This window comes from Bradyrhizobium sp. CIR18 (genome assembly GCF_014198295.1).
In the GTDB taxonomy this organism is placed as follows: Bacteria; Pseudomonadota; Alphaproteobacteria; order Rhizobiales; family Xanthobacteraceae; genus Bradyrhizobium.
The window spans coordinates 229220-244762 of record NZ_JACIHF010000001.1 but is presented as its reverse complement, the minus strand read 5'-3'; the positions used below and the strand labels follow the sequence as shown (position 1 = coordinate 244762).

25 protein-coding genes and 1 tRNA gene are annotated in these 15543 nt (G+C 63.9%); 16 read left to right on the top strand and 10 right to left on the bottom strand.

Features of this window, described 5'->3' with window-relative positions; translation table 11 throughout:
• The first annotated feature begins 70 nt into the window (after positions 1-70).
• Positions 71-235: a hypothetical protein gene (locus tag GGD65_RS01290; protein ID WP_162832225.1), complete on the top strand. Its 165-nt coding sequence runs from the start codon at positions 71-73 to the stop codon at positions 233-235.
• Between the two features lie 68 nt (positions 236-303).
• Here GGD65_RS01290 and GGD65_RS01285 read toward each other — a convergent pair whose 3' ends face one another.
• On the bottom strand, positions 304-594 hold the full coding sequence (locus tag GGD65_RS01285) for a hypothetical protein (RefSeq protein WP_091956770.1): 291 nt from the start codon (positions 592-594) through the stop codon (positions 304-306).
• Between the two features lie 281 nt (positions 595-875).
• Here GGD65_RS01285 and GGD65_RS01280 point away from each other — a divergent pair, with 281 nt between their 5' ends.
• Positions 876-1106: a hypothetical protein gene (locus GGD65_RS01280; protein WP_179730536.1), complete on the top strand. Its 231-nt coding sequence runs from the start codon at positions 876-878 to the stop codon at positions 1104-1106.
• Between the two features lie 85 nt (positions 1107-1191).
• Positions 1192-1317, top strand: coding sequence for a hypothetical protein (locus GGD65_RS40695; protein WP_283813642.1), 126 nt, complete (start codon positions 1192-1194; stop codon positions 1315-1317).
• An 8-nt stretch (positions 1318-1325) separates the two neighbouring features.
• On the opposite strand, the gene GGD65_RS01275 is transcribed toward GGD65_RS40695, so the two are convergent.
• The 5 genes from GGD65_RS01275 to GGD65_RS01255 form a co-directional block, all read right to left on the bottom strand.
• On the bottom strand, positions 1326-1523 hold the full coding sequence (locus tag GGD65_RS01275; protein WP_179730537.1) for a hypothetical protein: 198 nt from the start codon (positions 1521-1523) through the stop codon (positions 1326-1328).
• Positions 1524-1849: 326 nt separating this feature from the next.
• The gene (locus GGD65_RS01270) at positions 1850-1996 is read right to left on the bottom strand and encodes a hypothetical protein (protein WP_183234207.1); all 147 of its coding nucleotides are present in this window, start codon (positions 1994-1996) and stop codon (positions 1850-1852) included.
• 183 nt (positions 1997-2179) lie between these two features.
• Positions 2180-2329, bottom strand: a complete 150-nt coding sequence (locus GGD65_RS01265; protein WP_018323111.1) for a hypothetical protein — start codon at positions 2327-2329, stop codon at positions 2180-2182.
• 224 nt (positions 2330-2553) lie between these two features.
• Complete coding sequence (locus tag GGD65_RS01260; RefSeq protein ID WP_162832227.1) at positions 2554-2691, bottom strand: hypothetical protein; 138 nt, start codon at positions 2689-2691, stop codon at positions 2554-2556.
• Between the two features lie 675 nt (positions 2692-3366).
• The gene (locus GGD65_RS01255; protein ID WP_018323108.1) at positions 3367-3663 is read right to left on the bottom strand and encodes an HU family DNA-binding protein; all 297 of its coding nucleotides are present in this window, start codon (positions 3661-3663) and stop codon (positions 3367-3369) included.
• Between the two features lie 347 nt (positions 3664-4010).
• Here GGD65_RS01255 and GGD65_RS01250 point away from each other — a divergent pair, with 347 nt between their 5' ends.
• The 5 genes from GGD65_RS01250 (at position 4011) to GGD65_RS01230 (ending at position 7371) form a co-directional block, all read left to right on the top strand.
• Positions 4011-4502 (top strand): hypothetical protein, encoded by a 492-nt coding sequence (locus GGD65_RS01250; protein WP_183234206.1) that lies wholly within the window; start codon positions 4011-4013, stop codon positions 4500-4502.
• A 113-nt stretch (positions 4503-4615) separates the two neighbouring features.
• Positions 4616-4918 carry a hypothetical protein gene (locus GGD65_RS01245; protein ID WP_018323106.1) on the top strand — a complete coding sequence of 101 codons (303 nt, stop codon included), beginning with the start codon at positions 4616-4618 and terminating at the stop codon, positions 4916-4918.
• 184 nt (positions 4919-5102) lie between these two features.
• Complete coding sequence (locus tag GGD65_RS01240) at positions 5103-5369, top strand: hypothetical protein (RefSeq protein WP_026202876.1); 267 nt, start codon at positions 5103-5105, stop codon at positions 5367-5369.
• A 609-nt stretch (positions 5370-5978) separates the two neighbouring features.
• Positions 5979-6431, top strand: coding sequence for a VOC family protein (locus GGD65_RS01235; RefSeq protein WP_018323103.1), 453 nt, complete (start codon positions 5979-5981; stop codon positions 6429-6431).
• A gap of 301 nt (positions 6432-6732) precedes the next feature.
• A complete protein-coding gene (locus GGD65_RS01230) occupies positions 6733-7371 on the top strand; it encodes a glutathione S-transferase family protein (protein ID WP_018323101.1) in 639 nt (212 codons plus the stop codon).
• A gap of 127 nt (positions 7372-7498) precedes the next feature.
• On the opposite strand, the gene GGD65_RS01225 is transcribed toward GGD65_RS01230, so the two are convergent.
• The 3 genes from GGD65_RS01225 to GGD65_RS01215 are packed head-to-tail and all read right to left on the bottom strand — an operon-like array spanning position 7499 to position 8228.
• Complete coding sequence (locus GGD65_RS01225; RefSeq protein WP_183234205.1) at positions 7499-7666, bottom strand: hypothetical protein; 168 nt, start codon at positions 7664-7666, stop codon at positions 7499-7501.
• Between the two features lie 5 nt (positions 7667-7671).
• Positions 7672-7917 (bottom strand): hypothetical protein, encoded by a 246-nt coding sequence (locus GGD65_RS01220; RefSeq protein ID WP_018323100.1) that lies wholly within the window; start codon positions 7915-7917, stop codon positions 7672-7674.
• Between the two features lie 56 nt (positions 7918-7973).
• Complete coding sequence (locus GGD65_RS01215; protein ID WP_018323099.1) at positions 7974-8228, bottom strand: PilZ domain-containing protein; 255 nt, start codon at positions 8226-8228, stop codon at positions 7974-7976.
• Positions 8229-8455: 227 nt separating this feature from the next.
• On the opposite strand from GGD65_RS01215, the gene GGD65_RS01210 reads away from it, so the two are divergent.
• The 8 genes from GGD65_RS01210 to GGD65_RS01175 all read left to right on the top strand — a co-directional run bounded on the left by GGD65_RS01210 (position 8456) and on the right by GGD65_RS01175 (position 15204).
• A tRNA-Glu gene (locus tag GGD65_RS01210) sits at positions 8456-8530 on the top strand.
• Positions 8531-8775: 245 nt separating this feature from the next.
• Positions 8776-9348, top strand: coding sequence for a hypothetical protein (locus tag GGD65_RS01205; RefSeq protein WP_246783177.1), 573 nt, complete (start codon positions 8776-8778; stop codon positions 9346-9348).
• Positions 9349-9563: 215 nt separating this feature from the next.
• Positions 9564-10190, top strand: coding sequence for a PilZ domain-containing protein (locus GGD65_RS01200; protein WP_183234203.1), 627 nt, complete (start codon positions 9564-9566; stop codon positions 10188-10190).
• 122 nt (positions 10191-10312) lie between these two features.
• Entirely contained in the window at positions 10313-11302 is a 990-nt protein-coding gene (locus GGD65_RS01195) for an acyl-CoA desaturase (RefSeq protein ID WP_183234202.1), read from the top strand.
• A 137-nt stretch (positions 11303-11439) separates the two neighbouring features.
• Positions 11440-11697, top strand: a complete 258-nt coding sequence (locus GGD65_RS01190; RefSeq protein WP_183234201.1) for a hypothetical protein — start codon at positions 11440-11442, stop codon at positions 11695-11697.
• A 499-nt stretch (positions 11698-12196) separates the two neighbouring features.
• Positions 12197-13237: a PrsW family glutamic-type intramembrane protease gene (locus GGD65_RS01185; protein WP_183234200.1), complete on the top strand. Its 1041-nt coding sequence runs from the start codon at positions 12197-12199 to the stop codon at positions 13235-13237.
• A gap of 69 nt (positions 13238-13306) precedes the next feature.
• Positions 13307-13885, top strand: coding sequence for an HdeD family acid-resistance protein (locus GGD65_RS01180; RefSeq protein ID WP_092258444.1), 579 nt, complete (start codon positions 13307-13309; stop codon positions 13883-13885).
• 233 nt (positions 13886-14118) lie between these two features.
• Positions 14119-15204, top strand: a complete 1086-nt coding sequence (locus GGD65_RS01175) for a 3-deoxy-7-phosphoheptulonate synthase (protein WP_183234199.1) — start codon at positions 14119-14121, stop codon at positions 15202-15204.
• 59 nt (positions 15205-15263) lie between these two features.
• Here the strand turns inward: GGD65_RS01175 and GGD65_RS01170 are convergent, their stop codons facing one another.
• Positions 15264-15524 (bottom strand): hypothetical protein, encoded by a 261-nt coding sequence (locus GGD65_RS01170; RefSeq protein ID WP_183234198.1) that lies wholly within the window; start codon positions 15522-15524, stop codon positions 15264-15266.
• Between the last annotated feature and the right edge of the window lie 19 nt (positions 15525-15543).

The window sequence follows — 15543 nt, the reverse complement described above, 5'->3', positions numbered from 1 at the left end:
TGGATGTGTCAATGCGACTCAAGATGATGCGGCGGCAGTGCTTGAGTTAAGTAAACCCGAGGGGATGGTCATGACCGAAGACGAAGAACGCAAAGCTCGTGAGCGCGATGAAATCGCAGCCCGTGTCGCCGCCTTCCGTGCCACGCAGGAAAAATTCAAGCGCGAGCGCGAAGAATATTTCGTGTCGACCCTGGAGAACGCCCGCAAGGTCGAACGGCCCTCGCTCTGGCCGTAGTTCACGTCCCGATCAATGCACGTGAAAAAAGCCCGGAGCATCGCTCCGGGCTTTTCGCTTGAGAGTGGCTACCAATGGCGCCAGTGGTGATGGCGCCGGTAGTACGGTCCGCCGCCGTAATAGGCGTAGGAGCCCGGCCCGTAATAATAGTCGGGGCCGTCATAATAGCCGTAGCGCGGGCCGTAATAGCCGTACGGATGGGACGCTGCGACCGCACCCGCGGTGATCGCACCGGCGGCGAGGCCGAATGCGAGGCCCGGGCCGATGCCGCGCCCGCGCGCCTCGGCAGGCGCAGGGGCCGCAACCGCGGTCACGCCAACGGCTGCGACGGTGGCCAGAACTGCCAGTGTTTTCTTCATGCTCTCCTCCTTCGCGTCTCGCCGAGATAACCACGAGCGCCAGCGATGGTTGCGCGCAGGGCGCGGAACCGGGCGGGGCAAAAAAAGCCGATGCGGGCGGAACGAAATCGCCGGCCAGCGATTGCCTCCTTAAGTGCGGGAGCCTCCGCCATCCGGGTTGAGGCAACAGCACGAAGCCCCGTCAGCATCTCCGCGATGCTGGCGGGGTTTTCAGTTTCACGGGAGCAGATGGCAGCAGACGAGGATTGCTGCCAGCGGGGCGAACGACCGAGGAGGAGAGTTTGCCGCTATCCGCTTTGCTGGCCCGTATCCGGAAGCTGGTTCCCAGATCCGAAGATCAGCACTACGACGAGATCGTTCGCAGCTTCGGTGTCGGCACCCTGCATCCGCCGCCGACGCCGATGAGCGACGGCGAGCTGGCGCGGGCGATCGCCGAGTTCCTGAAAGAGCAGCCGTCGAGCGAATCCGTCGCGACCCTCGGCCGGCGGCTCGACCCCTCCTCTCCGCTTTGAAGTTCTTTCGAGTTCCTTCCGGGAGAACGGAACCAGAATTGCGCGCGGACGTTGAATCCCTCTTCAGAGAGCGGAAGAGGCCGACATGCCCGCGTGGCTCGAAGTTTTGCTCAATTTGTCCGGCTATGCCGGTTTCGTGGCGCTCGCCTCGCGCGGCACCGCGAGCCCGCAGGTGCCGGCCGACGATCGCATCCACAGCGACGATCGCTAGCGCCGCCTCTAATTGGCGTGCGCCGCCTGGCCCGCCGTGCGCACCAGCCGGTCGGCCTTGACCGCGACGCGCGTGTCCTCGGCCTGCGGCTGCAGCGAGAAACTGATCACCACGAAAGCGAGACAGAACAGCGTGCCGACGATGGCAACGCGCCGGTAGGTCTGTCGGTCGCCTTGGTAAAAGGACGGCTCAGAAAAAGGTGTCATGATAAAAATGCTTCTTGGCAAAGGTCGTTTCTTGCTTGTCGTTGCCAGACACCTATCGCAACGAGGGCCAAGCGCAATGCGATTGGGCTTTTAACCTAACCGAATAGGGTTATCGGCTTCCGCGCAAATGATCATTAGGGTTTGCGGAGCGCCTGGGATTTCCAGCTAGCCGCTTGCCATATCGCAGGAAGCCGAAGCGACCGTAGCCTGGCGACCGGCTTTGTTCCAGCTTCGACACCATTTCGTTCTCGAAGAACGAATCGGAATCGAAGAAATCGGCGCGGAGCAACTCTTAACAAAACGTGCGCGCGGGCACGACGAACGGCTCACGTCGCATCGGGAGACGAGGCCACGGGAGGCTTCGGTCCCGGCGGCGGCACTTGCGGCACTGACGGTTTGCCTTTGCGCAAGCGCGGGTGCCGATCGTACCAGAACACTTTCGCGATCTCGACGAGAAACCAGCACGCATTCATCTCGCTCTCCCTCGCCTCACTCCTTACGGAGAAGGCGTGGACGCGACTGTGCGAAGCATCACGCTGTCTCGTTTTGATGCGTGTGGCCGCATCGCGTGCGGCAGGCGCGACATGTTCTGCATCCGACTCCATTTCGTTCTCAAAGAACGAATCGGAGTCGGAAAAATCAGTGCGAAGCGATTCCTAACGATCGATGAAAGCGCGCGACGCAACCTCTTCAGCGACGTAGCTCGGCACAATCTTCGGCGGCAGGAATTTCGACACGACCGCAAACACGATGACGATCTCGCGGCAAGGTTCGCATCGAAAGCTGTTGGCGGAAGTCGCCATCATCGGCTTGGCGCATCGCGGGCAAGTCATGCAGGCCGAACGCTGACGGCACATGTTCGTTCCTGAATCATCAGCGGCGAATGCTCGCAGCAGCGACCACACCCCGCCAAGACGGACTTCAAGTTGGTCGCCTCGTCGCCCCTACGAAGCCGCCCGACCAAGCGCGAGCCGTCAGACCAGACGGCGCCTGCCGGATCCCTGGCGGGGTCGGCGTCCGCCGGAGCAGATCAAGCCGCCCGCTTCACTTTTTCCTTTTCCGAGAAGCATTCCAGGATCTGGATCCGGAGCTCTTCCGCGGCCGGGCCCTCGAGCTTCCTGAGCTCGTTCCAGAGCCTGATCACTTCGCGCTGTTTTTCGACGGTCATGAGTCACCTCCCAAGCGGACCTTAAGGCGGCTCACTAGAACAAAATGAGAACAAAAAGTCCAGTCCCTCGCGTGCGATTTCCCGCCATATCGCGTTGAACCTTTTCAACGCCGCCTGGACCCATTGAAGCTGGGGATTTCAGCGCCCAGTCATATGGCAGCGCTGCGGTGAACGAACATACTCCGTCATCGCGGCGCTGTTGCTTTTTGGACTTTCAACTTTAAGTTAGAAATACGGCTGGCGGCCAGGCGCTGAAATCCCAACGCCGTCAGCCAGAAGAGCCCCGTGCGAAAGCGCGGGGTTTTTCTTTGAAGGCAACGGCTGCCTGCCAGGTGCAGCGGGGTCGTAGCCACGGGAACGAATCTTCCAGCGTTCGCATTGACCGGCCGAATGAGGCGGCATCCCGCGTTACCGCGTCCGACTCCGGAGCCGGTGCCCTTCATCATCGAGGCGCCGATGATCTGCGAGTTCTGTGAGACCGAGATCCCGATCGGCCTTTCGGTCTGCCCGGCTTGCGGGAAACCGCAGAGCGCGCGCGGGACAAACCGACCGGCGCGCTCTGTGGTTCGTCCTGATCGTCGTGGTGATGTTCGGCATCGCCGTCGCCGAGCATCACCTTGTCCTCAGCCATTGATCGTTGCGGCATCGGCTCGCCGCAACGACATCGCCGGCGCCTTAGACGGCGTCCTTGGCAACCTTCAGCGGCGAGGCCTTGACCGACTTGCTCGCCGGCTTGGCCGCGAACTGCATCGGCTCCTTGGTGAAGGGATTGACGCCCATGCGGGCTTCGGTCGCCGGCTTGTTCACGACCGACATCTTCACGAAACCGGGAATGACGAACTCACCGGACTCGTTGAGCTCCTTGTAACCGACCGTCGCCATGTACTCGATCACCGACTTCACGTCGTTCTTCGAAAGCTGCGTGCCCTCGGCAATTGCATCAATCAATTGAGTCTTCGTCATCTTCGCCATGTCTGAATTCCTTTTGTGCGCGCGAGCAACTCTGCTGGGGACGCGGCCTGAAGCGCGGGGGCGCGCTGATTTCATGCCAGAGGTCATGAAGTGACGGGGCTTAGAACCCATCGAGGCCGAAAACGCAAGCAGGGCTTCTGCGGGGTTCCCTACTTCCTGTGAAGATGCCGCAGGACCTTCCGATTTCCGTTTGAACCATTTTGCGGCCGGCGCGTCATATCATTGAAGTCCCTAAGCTTCACCCCACCAGAGAGCCCCGCTTCCCCCAGGCGGGGGTTTCGCTTTTGGGGGCATGGTAGAACGGCCCGGCTGCCTATAATGGTCTGTAGGTTGCTCGTGGGGTGCTCATGAAGGTCGCTATCGTCATCGCAAGTTTGATCGTTGTCGCCGTCGCAGCCCTCGTCGCGATCCAGCCGAGCTTCCTGAAGCCTGCGTCCCTCGCCCTCGTGAAGAAGTCCGACATCTTCGGCTTCTCGCCCGGGATGACATTCGACGAGACCAGCAAGTTCGTCAGTCAACGCCGCTATCTCTGCCGCCGGAGCCGCGACTCCTACACCTTCGAATGCGACATCAACGGCGCCAAGGTCACGGTCGACAGCGAGGAGGTCGACGCCAGGCACCCGATCTGGCGCGTCAAGGCGGAGTTGAACAATCCGGGGGCGCAGGACGCTGCCGTCAAATCGATCTCCGATCAGTTCAACGCGCAACCCATCAAGGAGCGAGAGGGATGGACATGGATCGTCGGCCGCGGGCTCAAGCTGAGTTATGACGGCCTCGCCTTGAACCTCGTGGACGAGGCCGCGGAGGCCCGGCTTCGCAAGGAGGAAGCAAAGCGCTAGAGCGTGAAGTCACCTCGTCGTGAAACTTGTGGCTCGGCACGCCTTGTTGACACTTCAGTAACCCAACGCCGCCAAGCTCCATTCAGTCTCGTTGCGTTTGGAGTAACCCCACAGTGCTGGATTTTGACGAGCTGCGTGAACTCGCGGCTGATGTTCGTGTTTTCGTCGACGTCGCCGAGGACAAGGCTGAAGCACTCAGGGCCGTCATCGCGGCCTATGACGTGGTGCTGGCGATCTTCCCCACTGACGAGGGCATGGGCCTTCACGTCATCAAGGGCAGCCAGATCCTGGACAAGATTGCAAAATCGCGCAGCCATGCGATCTACAGCCACACGGCGATCGCGGTCCCCGACCTGCAACACGCACAAGCGCTCAAGCTGCTGACGGCCCCGGTCGAACAACGGATTGCAGCCTAGTTGCAGCCGGAGACGACGTCGGCGTCGCCCCAGGCAGCTCGCCCCCGCACAAGAACGCACGCCTGCTGACATATATCGCGGGCGGCGACTTCCGGCGTCGGAGAATTCTTTCCTCCTGAACGTCAAGCCGAGGAACATGGCTTCCGCGTTCCCGTTGGCCCATGCAACCAACGAGGAGCTTGCGATGAAGAAGTTCATGATCGCGACCGCCGCACTCGGTCTCATGTGCGGCTCCGCCTTTGCCCAGACCGGCCCCGCCCCGCAGTCCGACAACATGCAGAAGCCCGGCATGAAAAACCCGAACAAGGGCTCGATGACCAAGGGCACGACCGGGATGAGCAAGGACGGCATGAGCAAGGGCGGAATGGTGAAGCCCGACGCCTCCGGCCAGGGCGGCTCCGGCCCGGGTAGCGACCAGGGCGGCACGAAGACCCGCAGCAACATGAAGTAGGCCGGCGTTCTGCACGGCTGACTGCGTCGCTCCCCACGGAACGGCGCGGCCATCTCGTACCGATTGCTTCAGCGGCCGTTGCGGTCGAGTCCTGTCGAGGCAGGGCAATCGCATCCGAAGATCAACGTGGCGAGAAGCTCGCCTGCGGTGATCTCTGACGATTGCCCTAGTCAGCCCGAGCAACAAGACCGCAGTGCCGATCACGATACAGCCAAAGCCGAAGATCGCCGTCACGATCTCGACGACGTTTTCCAGACCGAAGAATCTGACGACGGCGCTCCATGCGGCAGACAGGAGGATATCCACGATCGCGCTGAGCACGGCTTGGAGCATATGGATGGGTCGCGCCGGCGGAGTTGGGGTTCAACCGCAACCGTCGCAGAGCAGTCCAGAGGGACCTTGGCCGCGATAGGGCTGCTCAGGTCATTTGCCATCGCTAGCCCGCCTACTCCGCGGCTTCAGTCCATGCTCGGCTGGCTCGGTTCACCAACCTTTCCCCTTCGCACACATTTGCCCCGCCCCCTGCCCCTCCTCCCACTTTCCTGCTATCTCCTACTCCCGCCGCCTCGGCCCAAAGCAAAACCCTCCGAACGTTAGGGAGCAACAACCATGCGATACCTCCACACCATGCTGCGCGTGCGCAATCTCGATGTCGCGCTGAAATTCTATGTTGATGCTTTCGGGTTGAAGGAGGTGCGGCGGATCGAGAACGACAAGGGGCGGTTCACGCTGGTATTCCTGTGCTCGGCGGACGATCTCGAGGCGCTGAAGAAGCAGCCGCAGACGCGTGGCGCGCCCCTGGTCGAGCTCACCTGGAATTGGGACGAGGAGAAGTATGGCGAGGATCGCTTCTTCGGCCATCTCGCCTATGAGGTCGACGACATCTACGCCACCTGCGCGCAGCTGATGAAGGCCGGCGTCACCATCAACCGTCCGCCGCGCGACGGCAACATGGCCTTCGTCCGCTCGCCGGACCTGCACTCGATCGAGCTGCTCCAGAAGGGTGAGCCGAAGCCGCCGCAGGAGCCCTGGGCATCGATGCCCAATACCGGCCATTGGTAAGGCCCCGGCAGGAACAAGCTTTCGCGCCCGACGTTCTCTCTTCAACGAAGCCGATTGGAGGAGGATGTGATGGCGAGAGGGCTGTTGCTGTGGATGCTTGGCGTGCCGATCCCGGTGATCATTCTGTTGTGGCTGTTCTTCGGCCGCTGACGACGGGTTCAAGTTTGCGAGTTGTTTTGCAACGAAAGCTTCGCCTCGGGCGGAGCTTTTTGCATGAGAGGCGCGCCGCAATCGCGCATCGCTCCGAACGGCGAATTCCGCTATCACCCGCGGCAAGCGACAACGCCGCGGGAGACGCCTCATGCCTGACACCAAGCTGACGATCTGGGGCCGCGCCAATTCGGTCAACGTGCAGAAGGTGCTGTGGTGCCTCACCGAGCTCGCTTTGCCCTATGAGCGTATCGACGCCGGCATGAGTTACGGCCGGACCCGCGAGGCCGATTATCTCGCGATGAACCCCAATGCACGGATCCCGACGCTGGTCGAGGGCGACTTCGTGCTGTGGGAGTCCAACTCGATCATGCGCTATCTCTGCCTCGCGCATGGAAGCGGCACGCCGATCTATCCGGAGGCGCCGAAGAGCCGCGCATCGGTCGATCGCTGGCTCGACTGGACACTGTCGACGGTGCAGCCGGTCGACCGTCCGGTGTTCTGGGGCATCGTGCGCACGGCGCCCGCCGAGCGCGACATGATCCAGGTGCAGCGCGATGCCGATGCCGCCGCCGAGGTCTGGGCGATCGCCGACCGCCTGCTCTCCTCGCGCCGCTTCATCGAGGGCGATGCGTTCACGCTCGCGGACATCGCGCTCGGCTCCTATGCGCGGCGCTGGCTCGGCGTCGAGGGCATCACCCGGCCGGCGCAGCCGCATCTGACGCGCTGGCTCGCCGAGCTCGGCAAACGGCCCGGTTTTGCACAGCATGTCGCACCGCCGATGTCGTGAGCCGGCAGCGCGGCGCAAGCTGCGGCGAGAGCGCGATGAATCCGCGTTTCGGCGCAATCCAGCGGCGTCAACTCAGCACTTGACGCTACTGTGCATGGGGTTGTTTTCGCGTTTTTTAGTTTTGGCTTTACCGCCAGCCGCGCTCTACCATCAGCACGCAGACGATCAGCACCAGGGTCACCGCCGCGGTCGCCAGCCGCGCCGTCCAGCTCAGGCCGCGGCCGACCCACCACAGCAGCGCGCAGTACATCAGCAGGGGAACGACGAGGTCGAGGCGCAGCAGGTCCACCGGCATGGGCTCTAGCGCCTCACGGTGGTGTCGATGCTGATCGAGCCGCCGATCTTCACGCAGGTCCCGGTGCCCTCGACCATGACGAAGCGCGGGCCGTAAGTGGCGCAGGAGCCCGCCCGTGCCTTCCCGGCCGCGCCTTTCAGCGGCAGGGCCTTGCCGGCCTGCGGCCGCTCCGCAGGCGGCAGACGCAAGGCTTCTGCCGCGGCGGCGGATGTGGCCAGCAACGAGATCAGGATGAGAAGCGGCGTGCGCATGGCGGCGTTCTAGCCCGGAGCGGTGCCGGGCGCCATCGGGGCGGCCGCGGCCGCGATCAGATGAACTTGATGCCGGCTGATTTGCCGCGGCGCCAGACCACCTGGCAGCTCCGCCCGGTGCGGGCGTCGCGTGCGAAGGCGAGCCGGATCACGCCTGGGAGCTGGCTCGCGTCCTCGTCCAGCGTGATCTTGGCGCCGGAATCCGAGATGTCCTGGACCAGGCAATGCCGCGCGGCGAAGCCACCGTCGAGCGTGATCCAGGCATGCTGCGACAGCAGCTTGCGGGCTGCGCGCTTTTTCGGCGGTGGCATTGGCGAAAGATCTCCTATTCCAGCGCTACTCAGGGAACCCTAAGAAACCGTTGAAATCGCCTCCGGATCACCCCGGGGGCCGGCGCTGTCCACCGGGGCCAAAAGACCGGTCCCGGACGGCTTGCCGGAAGCCGGAAAGGCCACTATACGTTCGCCCGCTGCAAGCCGCCGGGCCCGACTCGGCCGGCCAGCGGCCGTGCCGGGAACAACGGCAGGGCCCTGCGTTTGCTCCCTTCGTCTATCGGTTAGGACGCCACCCTTTCACGGTGGAGAGAGCGGTTCGATTCCGCTAGGGAGCGCCAGTGCACGCGACGGCGATAGATGGCGCCGCAATGGGCCGCCAATGACAGCCCGGCTGCAATTTCCCCCGCTCCCGCATGAACCTCCCCGCTGCTCGCCACCGACCAACGTCAGTTGGAACCGGTCCAGGCCCATGGCGCAGTGTAACCCCGAGATAGAACGTTCGTCCGCCGCGTCCGCAGTGACGCCGCGCCTTCCGCCGTGGCTAAGCCATCCTCGCCAGCATCCATCGGACCGGCGCGCCAAAATGCTGGAACACATGGCGCGCGACGGATCGCTGCCGCAGCGTCACGCAGATTCTGCGCCGGCGGCGCTCGTGCCGTCAGGCAGCAGCGCCAAGAACGTGATCGGCGACACTCTCGGCGACGTCATCGGCCACGTAATCCTGTTCGGTATCCTCGCCCTGCTCTTCCAGTCGCGCATTCCGCTCTATCTCGGCACGTTCGTCGTCCTGACAGACGGCGAGCGCATCGAAGGCGCGCTGGCAACGATCGGTATCCGCCTCGAAGCCGAAACGATCGGCCCCGACATCGTCAAGCGCTCCGCATTCTGGTTCGGCTGGTTCGCGTTGCTCGCCGCCTTAAAGGGCTCCGTCCCGGCCTGGCTCGCGCCATGGATGCCTCCGACCGAGTCATGGTCTTTCATCGCCGGCATCGCCCTCCTGCTCGCCATTGTCGAAGCCTTCACGGCGCTGGCGATGCGGCGCGCGTTGCCGCCGTTGGGATTGGAGATCAGACCGAACGGACTGGTCTGGACGACGATCCAGTTCGCGATGGCCATGGGCTCGCTGGCTTTGCTGGTGATGTTCGGATCTCTCTAGGCGCCGCGGCGCGTCGTTGCTTGACTGCGCCATCAATGACGATGTTGTGAGACGGCCTGCAGCATAACGGGTCCTTATGCCGCGCTTTCAGCCGGGCGAGCGAGGCGCGCATTTACCGGAAATTTACCCCTGCTCCTGCGCGCTAGTATCATTTGCTTAGAATTTGACCGCTACCGTGGAATTACGGAAGCAATCCCGAACATCATTGGCACCTCATGTCCGTCGCAGAGTTCCTCAGGCAGCGTGCAGTGGACGTCACGGTCAGCGGCAGCTACTCGCTGCCCCGCTGGTATGATTGCGAGGGCAAGCTGCGCAGCTTCGCCTGCCGCACCAAGCGCGTCTCGCCCTTCCGCATGATCGTGGACGTGCCCGTCGTCGGCAAGGTCGGCGAGCGCCTCACCTCCTACTTCCAGGATTTCGGCGAATTCCAGTGCACGATCAGCGCGACGCTTAAATCGGGCTTCCTGATGGAGCTCGATATGACGCGGGCGCGGCGCGCCTGGATGTCGGAAAAGCTGACCTGGCTCGAGAAGAAGCAGAAGGATGCCAGCGTCCAGGAGCTGCGGAACGACGCGCGTTTCGTACCGCAGGTCTCGCACACGTTCCTGACGCTCGCCAACGGCAGCAGCCATCCGTGCTTCATCATCGACGTCTCCACGGCTGGCGTCGCGATCTCCTGCGAATACGATCCGCCGGTCGGAACCCCGCTTGCGGTCGGCGCCTGCGTCGGGCGCGTGATCCGCAAGTTCGAGCACGGGTTTGCGGTCAAATTCGCCGAAAAACAGTCACGCGATGACCTCCTCCGCCTGATCGTCCGCACGCCCTTGCTGCAGTCGGCCTGAAGCCGGCCCGATCAATCTTAACTCTTTTTTAACTAAATACTGGAGATGGCGACCCCTGCGCGGTAGGGTGTGACCCGGTACGTCCGCAATCACTGCGGGCCTTGAGTATTGGAAGCCCCGGAATGTCCATCGCCGACGCCGAGTTCGCCCCGGCAGAGATCGCGCTGAAGCCGCAGCTTCCACCCGGCGTCGTCACCGAAGGGCCGCTGGTCCAGGCCAAGCTGCGCGAGAGTTATCTCCTGCTCGGCATCCTCTATGTCGGCGCGGTCGCCGGCATCATCTGGGCCGTGACGCAAGGCGTCGGCAAGGTCGAGCTGTTCACGTTCGCCTGGATGTTCGCGCTGACGACGTTCGGCATCGGTGCCGGCATGCACCGCCTGTTCGTCCATCGCAGCTTCCGTACCGGCCCGATCATGCGTGTCTTCTTCTGCGCCATCGCCCAGATGGCTGTGCAGGGCTCGATCGCCAAATGGGTCGCCAACCACCGCCGCCACCATCTCTACGCCGATGACGTCGGCGATCCCCACAGCCCGCAATTCGACGGCTTCGGCAATCGCTATGTCAGCGCGTTCAAGGGCTTCCTGCACGCCCAGGGCAGCTGGGTGTTCGACCAGGCTACCACCGACAACGAATACTATGCCAAGGACATCCTCGCCGATCCGATCGCGATGTTCTTCGTGCGCACGCGCTGGGTCTGGTACGGGATGTCGGCAGTCTTCATCCCCGGCGTGATCGGCTACACATGCGGCGGCGTGCACGCCATGATCGGCTGCGTGCTGTTCTCCGGCCTGCTCCGCGCCTATCTGCTGATCCTCACCAGCCAGCTCACCGGGTCGGTCTGCCACGCCTACGGCTATCGCCGCTTCGACGTCGAAGACGCCTCGACCAACGAGTTCGTGACCACGATCCTCACCTTCGGCGAGGGTCTGCACAACAACCATCACCGCTTCCCGCGGGACGCCTACATCTCGCACGCCTGGTGGGAGATCGATCTCAACGGCCTGATCATCCTGGGCCTGGAAAAGATCGGCCTCGTCCACGACGTCTTCCACGCCTCGCACCGTCAATTGGAGCGGGCGGCCGAAGCAGAGGCGGCCTCGACGGCGCGCTGAATCGGCTGGCAGCGGCCTCCGACAGGCCGTCTTGCCTCCGCATCGCCGCCCTATCGCGGCCCCATTGCGGGATCAGCTTTTGAACGTCCGTGCCTCCAGGCCGGGCGTCATTTGCAGACTTGCGATCGGGGGACCGAATGGCAGTCGACAAAGTTACGGTGGACAAGATCACCTGGGACAGGGTCGGCCGGGTCACCGAGCCCGGACGCTACATGTACACGTTCGGCTGGCTCACCATCACCGCCGGCGATCTGGAGATCTGGAAGATCTACCCGCAGGCCGCGTTCACGCTGCTGGCGCAACCGGGCGAGGCTGACACATCCGTCGGCGAGGAATTCCATCTCGGCGCCTTCGACGTGGCTCCCGGGGCGCCGCCGCCGTTCACCACGCACTGAGGGCGGAAAGCGCCGGCCGTTGCAGGAACGCATGGCATGGGCGTTGCTTTATCATCGCCATGCTACATATTCCCGCGGTCGACCAGGCTTTCCTGTTGTTGCTCATCGTCGTCTGTCTCGGCGCGTGCCTCGTCCGCGCCTTCTGGGAGCTCGAGCAGTCGCGGGCGCGCCGGATCGCCTCGCCGCCCCGCGAGGGCCCAACGAAGCGCAGCTAGCTGGCCTGCCCCGGCGCACGGCTACGCCGTGAATCGAAGAAACTCACGCATTTCCTTGATACGGCTTGCCAATCGCGCCTCAGGCTCGGTGACGCGAGCGTTATCATGGATGACGAACAGGTGCTGTCATGCAATTGATTACGCTTGCATTCTACGGCGGGGCGGGCGACGGCAGATGAACGAAGGCTGTCGCGCTCGTTAAGCGAGCCGACAGCAAGCGCATGACACATGGTCGCATCGGTGAATGTAGATAAGCGGATCAAGGGAACCTATTTTCGGCGCCGATGTACCTGATTGAAGCATTGCCCACCGTCATCGGAACGGCCGCCATCGCCCCGGCGCTGCTGATGCTGTGGCTTGTCATCGCCGCCGAGGAACGTCCGGGACCGCCGGCCCAGGTCTGGACCGCGTTCCTGTTAGGAGCGGCCAGCATCTCGCTGCTGGGCCTCGCCCGCGCCCCCTTCGCCAAGATGGTCGCCGCGCCCGACGACCCCTGGGCGGCGCTGGCCATGCATTCGATCTTCGGCGTCGCGCTGCCCGAGGAAGCCGTCAAGGTGATCGCCATCGTGGCGATCTCCTCGACCAAGCGGCGGACCTTTGCCAATCCGATGGACACCGTGGTCTATGGCGCCGCGGTCGGCCTCGGTTTCGCCGCTTACGAGAACCTCGCCTATCTGGTCCAGCACGCCGAGATGTGGCGCTCGCTGGCCGCCTTGCGCAGCGTGCTGACCGTGCCGTTCCATGGCGCGCTCGGCATCATCGCGGGCGCCTACCTGACGATCGCGCGCGCCGGCACGGCGCTGGGCGCAAACCGGCACCATCGCGACTGGGCCCGCCTCTCCAGCCGCCTCCTGATGCTGGCCGGCCCGCTCGCGCTGCATTCGGCCTTCGACTTTCCGCTGCTGACCCTGCAAAGAATGCCCGACCTCGATCCGACGCTGCGGATGTGGCTGGGCGCTTCCAGCCTCTTGATCGGCTTCAGCTCGATCGCCTTCGCGATCCGCCTGGTCCGGCGCGTCGCCCGCCACCACGCACCTCGGACCGATATCGCGCGGGAGCGGCTCAGCCAGCTCCGCCGGATGTGGGCGCTGCTGCTCGCCGGCGGCGGCGTCGGCTTTCTCGGGCTCGCCTTCGTGCTGACCTCGATCCATCACTGGCTCATCAACCCCGAGCGCAATCTGACGCTGGCCCTGATCCCGATCGGCTTCGTCTCGATCCTGCTCGGCCTGGCGCTTCTGATTGTCACAACGGCGATCTATGTTCTCGGCCGCAACCGCATCCGCACCAGCGCGGAAGGTTTTTCCTCGGCGCCCGGCGGCGGGTGAGCCGCGGGATGGCGAGCGCGCCGCGTGCATACTAGATTGAGCGCTGACCTTTCGATCTGGAGCCTGCGGATGACGTCGCCCGAGGATTTTTCACGGCTGCAATCCATCATGAGCCAGACGGTCAAGGCGCACTGGAAGGCCTTTCTGTTCGAGGGCATCCTGCTCGCCATTCTCGGCGTCGCGGCGCTGATCCTGCCGCCGCTGGCAAGTCTTGCGATCACGATCTTCCTCGGCTGGATGTTCTTGATCAGCGGCATTGGCGGGCTGATCGTGACCTATTGGGCGCGCAGCACGCCGGGCTTCTGGTGGTCGCTGATCTCGGCTGCGCTCGCCGTGCTCGCCGGCATGCTGCTGCTGGCCCGGCCGATGCAGGCCGTGCTGACGCTGACCATCGTGGTCGGCGCCTACTTCCTGGCCGAGGGCGTCGCCACTATCATGTACGCACTGGAGCACCGCCGCGAGCTCAGCGGCCGCTGGTCGTGGCTGCTGATCTCGGGCCTTGTCGACATCGCGATCTCCTTCATGGTGATCACGGGACTGCCGAGCTCGGCTGAATGGGCCATCGGCGTCCTCGTCGGTATCAACCTCCTGTTCGGCGGTGCCAGCCTGATCGGCCTGGCGCTGGCGGCACGCAACAGCAACACCTGACCTGCCTCGTCGCCTGCCGCGCCGATTGGGGGGTGACAATCCGCTGATGGCGCGCTATATGCCCCTCCATGATCACCGTCGCCACCAGCTATTTTTGGTACTTTAGCTACGACAGCTCGCTGGCGGCAGGAGGATCGCGCTCAATCTGAATATTGAAGCAAACGTCCGAACAAGCCGCCAGACCTGGCGGCTTTTTTATTGGCCGGCAGGTTCGAAACAAACAGGAGCCCGCCGTGCTGAGCACGACCGACGATCTTCGTATCCGCGAATTGAAAGAGCTGAGCACGCCGGAAGAGGTGATGCGGGAAGTCCCGCGCACGCTCACCGCGACGCGCGTCGTGATGGCGGCGCGCAACGCCATCCACGCCATTCTCGCCGGCCAGGACGACCGCCTGCTGGTCGTGGTCGGCCCCTGCTCGGTGCATGACCCTAAGGCCGCGCTGGAATATGCCGAGCGCCTCGCGAACTTGCGCGAAGAGCTCGCCGACCAGCTCGAGATCGTGATGCGGGTCTATTTCGAGAAGCCGCGCACCACGGTCGGCTGGAAGGGCCTGATCAACGATCCCGATCTGGATGGCAGCTTCGACATCAACAAGGGCCTGCGGCTGGCGCGCAACGTGCTGTCGGCGGTGAACAATCTCGGCCTGCCCGCCGGCACGGAATTCCTCGACATGACGACGCCGCAATACATCGCCGACCTCGTGTCCTGGGCCGCGATCGGCGCGCGCACGACCGAGAGCCAGATCCATCGCGAGCTGGCCTCGGGCCTGTCCTGCCCGGTCGGCTTCAAGAACGGCACCGATGGCAATGTGCGGATCGCAGCGGACGCCGTGAAGTCGGCCTCGCATCCGCATCACTTCATGGCGGTGACGAAGCTCGGCCGCTCGGCGATCGCCTCGACCGCGGGCAACGAGGACTGCCACATCATCCTGCGTGGCGGCAGCAAGCCGAACTATGATGCGGCAAGCGTCGCGGCCGCCTGCAACGAGCTGACCAAATCCGGGGTCGCGCCACTGGTGATGGTCGATGCCAGCCACGCCAATTCGAGCAAGAAGCCTGAGAACCAGCCGCAGGTGGCGGCCGACATCGCCGGCCAGATCTCAGGCGGCGAAGGCCGCATCATGGGCGTGATGATCGAGAGCAACCTCGTTGCCGGCCGTCAGGACGTCGTGCCGGGCAAGCCGCTCACCTACGGCCAGAGCATCACCGACGGCTGCATCGATTGGCCGACTACGGCGACCGCGCTCGAGCAGCTCGCCGACGCGGTGGAAATCCGCCGCAACGCCCGGCGCGCCGGACTGCAGGAGCGCTCGGCCTAGTTCAGAGCGAACGCGCGTTCGCTCTCCTCACCTCTCCCCGACGGGGAGAGGTGAAAGGATCAGCAGCCGCGGCAGATGCTCTTGATCTTGCGATCGAGCTCCGCGTCTTCCTTGTTCGCGGGGGTGTTCGGATTGCTCAAATTCTTCTCGCTCGGCACGTCAGCCGCGCGCGGCTGGCGGTGACCGACCGGTGCCGGCAACACCGATCCGGAAGTTCCGCCGCTGCCGCCGGACGTCGATCCCTTGGAACCGCCGGTCTGTGCTGCCGCCGTGCCGCCAAGCAAGACCACGAGCGATGCTGCCACCATGATCTTCTTCATTCTTGCTTCTCCGTTCTCG

Bases quoted from the DNA above. Each gene is read 5' to 3' on its own strand.
- GGD65_RS01260 (WP_162832227.1), bottom strand. From the start codon at position 2,691: ATGACCGTCGAAAAACAGCGCGAAGTGATCAGGCTCTGGAACGAGCTC.
- GGD65_RS01275 (WP_179730537.1), bottom strand. From the start codon at position 1,523: ATGACACCTTTTTCTGAGCCGTCCTTTTACCAAGGCGACCGACAGACC.
- GGD65_RS01200 (WP_183234203.1), top strand. From the start codon at position 9,564: ATGTCCGTCGCAGAGTTCCTCAGGCAGCGTGCAGTGGACGTCACGGTC.
- GGD65_RS01265 (WP_018323111.1), bottom strand. From the start codon at position 2,329: ATGATGGCGACTTCCGCCAACAGCTTTCGATGCGAACCTTGCCGCGAG.
- GGD65_RS01180 (WP_092258444.1), top strand. From the start codon at position 13,307: ATGACGTCGCCCGAGGATTTTTCACGGCTGCAATCCATCATGAGCCAG.
- GGD65_RS40695 (WP_283813642.1), top strand. From the start codon at position 1,192: ATGCCCGCGTGGCTCGAAGTTTTGCTCAATTTGTCCGGCTATGCCGGT.
- GGD65_RS01220 (WP_018323100.1), bottom strand. From the start codon at position 7,917: ATGCGCACGCCGCTTCTCATCCTGATCTCGTTGCTGGCCACATCCGCC.
- GGD65_RS01195 (WP_183234202.1), top strand. From the start codon at position 10,313: ATGTCCATCGCCGACGCCGAGTTCGCCCCGGCAGAGATCGCGCTGAAG.
- GGD65_RS01225 (WP_183234205.1), bottom strand. From the start codon at position 7,666: ATGCCGGTGGACCTGCTGCGCCTCGACCTCGTCGTTCCCCTGCTGATG.
- GGD65_RS01185 (WP_183234200.1), top strand. From the start codon at position 12,197: ATGTACCTGATTGAAGCATTGCCCACCGTCATCGGAACGGCCGCCATC.
- GGD65_RS01285 (WP_091956770.1), bottom strand. From the start codon at position 594: ATGAAGAAAACACTGGCAGTTCTGGCCACCGTCGCAGCCGTTGGCGTG.
- GGD65_RS01230 (WP_018323101.1), top strand. From the start codon at position 6,733: ATGCCTGACACCAAGCTGACGATCTGGGGCCGCGCCAATTCGGTCAAC.
- GGD65_RS01250 (WP_183234206.1), top strand. From the start codon at position 4,011: ATGAAGGTCGCTATCGTCATCGCAAGTTTGATCGTTGTCGCCGTCGCA.
- GGD65_RS01255 (WP_018323108.1), bottom strand. From the start codon at position 3,663: ATGGCGAAGATGACGAAGACTCAATTGATTGATGCAATTGCCGAGGGC.
- GGD65_RS01170 (WP_183234198.1), bottom strand. From the start codon at position 15,524: ATGAAGAAGATCATGGTGGCAGCATCGCTCGTGGTCTTGCTTGGCGGC.
- GGD65_RS01270 (WP_183234207.1), bottom strand. From the start codon at position 1,996: ATGAATGCGTGCTGGTTTCTCGTCGAGATCGCGAAAGTGTTCTGGTAC.
- GGD65_RS01215 (WP_018323099.1), bottom strand. From the start codon at position 8,228: ATGCCACCGCCGAAAAAGCGCGCAGCCCGCAAGCTGCTGTCGCAGCAT.
- GGD65_RS01190 (WP_183234201.1), top strand. From the start codon at position 11,440: ATGGCAGTCGACAAAGTTACGGTGGACAAGATCACCTGGGACAGGGTC.
- GGD65_RS01205 (WP_246783177.1), top strand. From the start codon at position 8,776: ATGCTGGAACACATGGCGCGCGACGGATCGCTGCCGCAGCGTCACGCA.
- GGD65_RS01290 (WP_162832225.1), top strand. From the start codon at position 71: ATGACCGAAGACGAAGAACGCAAAGCTCGTGAGCGCGATGAAATCGCA.
- GGD65_RS01240 (WP_026202876.1), top strand. From the start codon at position 5,103: ATGAAGAAGTTCATGATCGCGACCGCCGCACTCGGTCTCATGTGCGGC.
- GGD65_RS01235 (WP_018323103.1), top strand. From the start codon at position 5,979: ATGCGATACCTCCACACCATGCTGCGCGTGCGCAATCTCGATGTCGCG.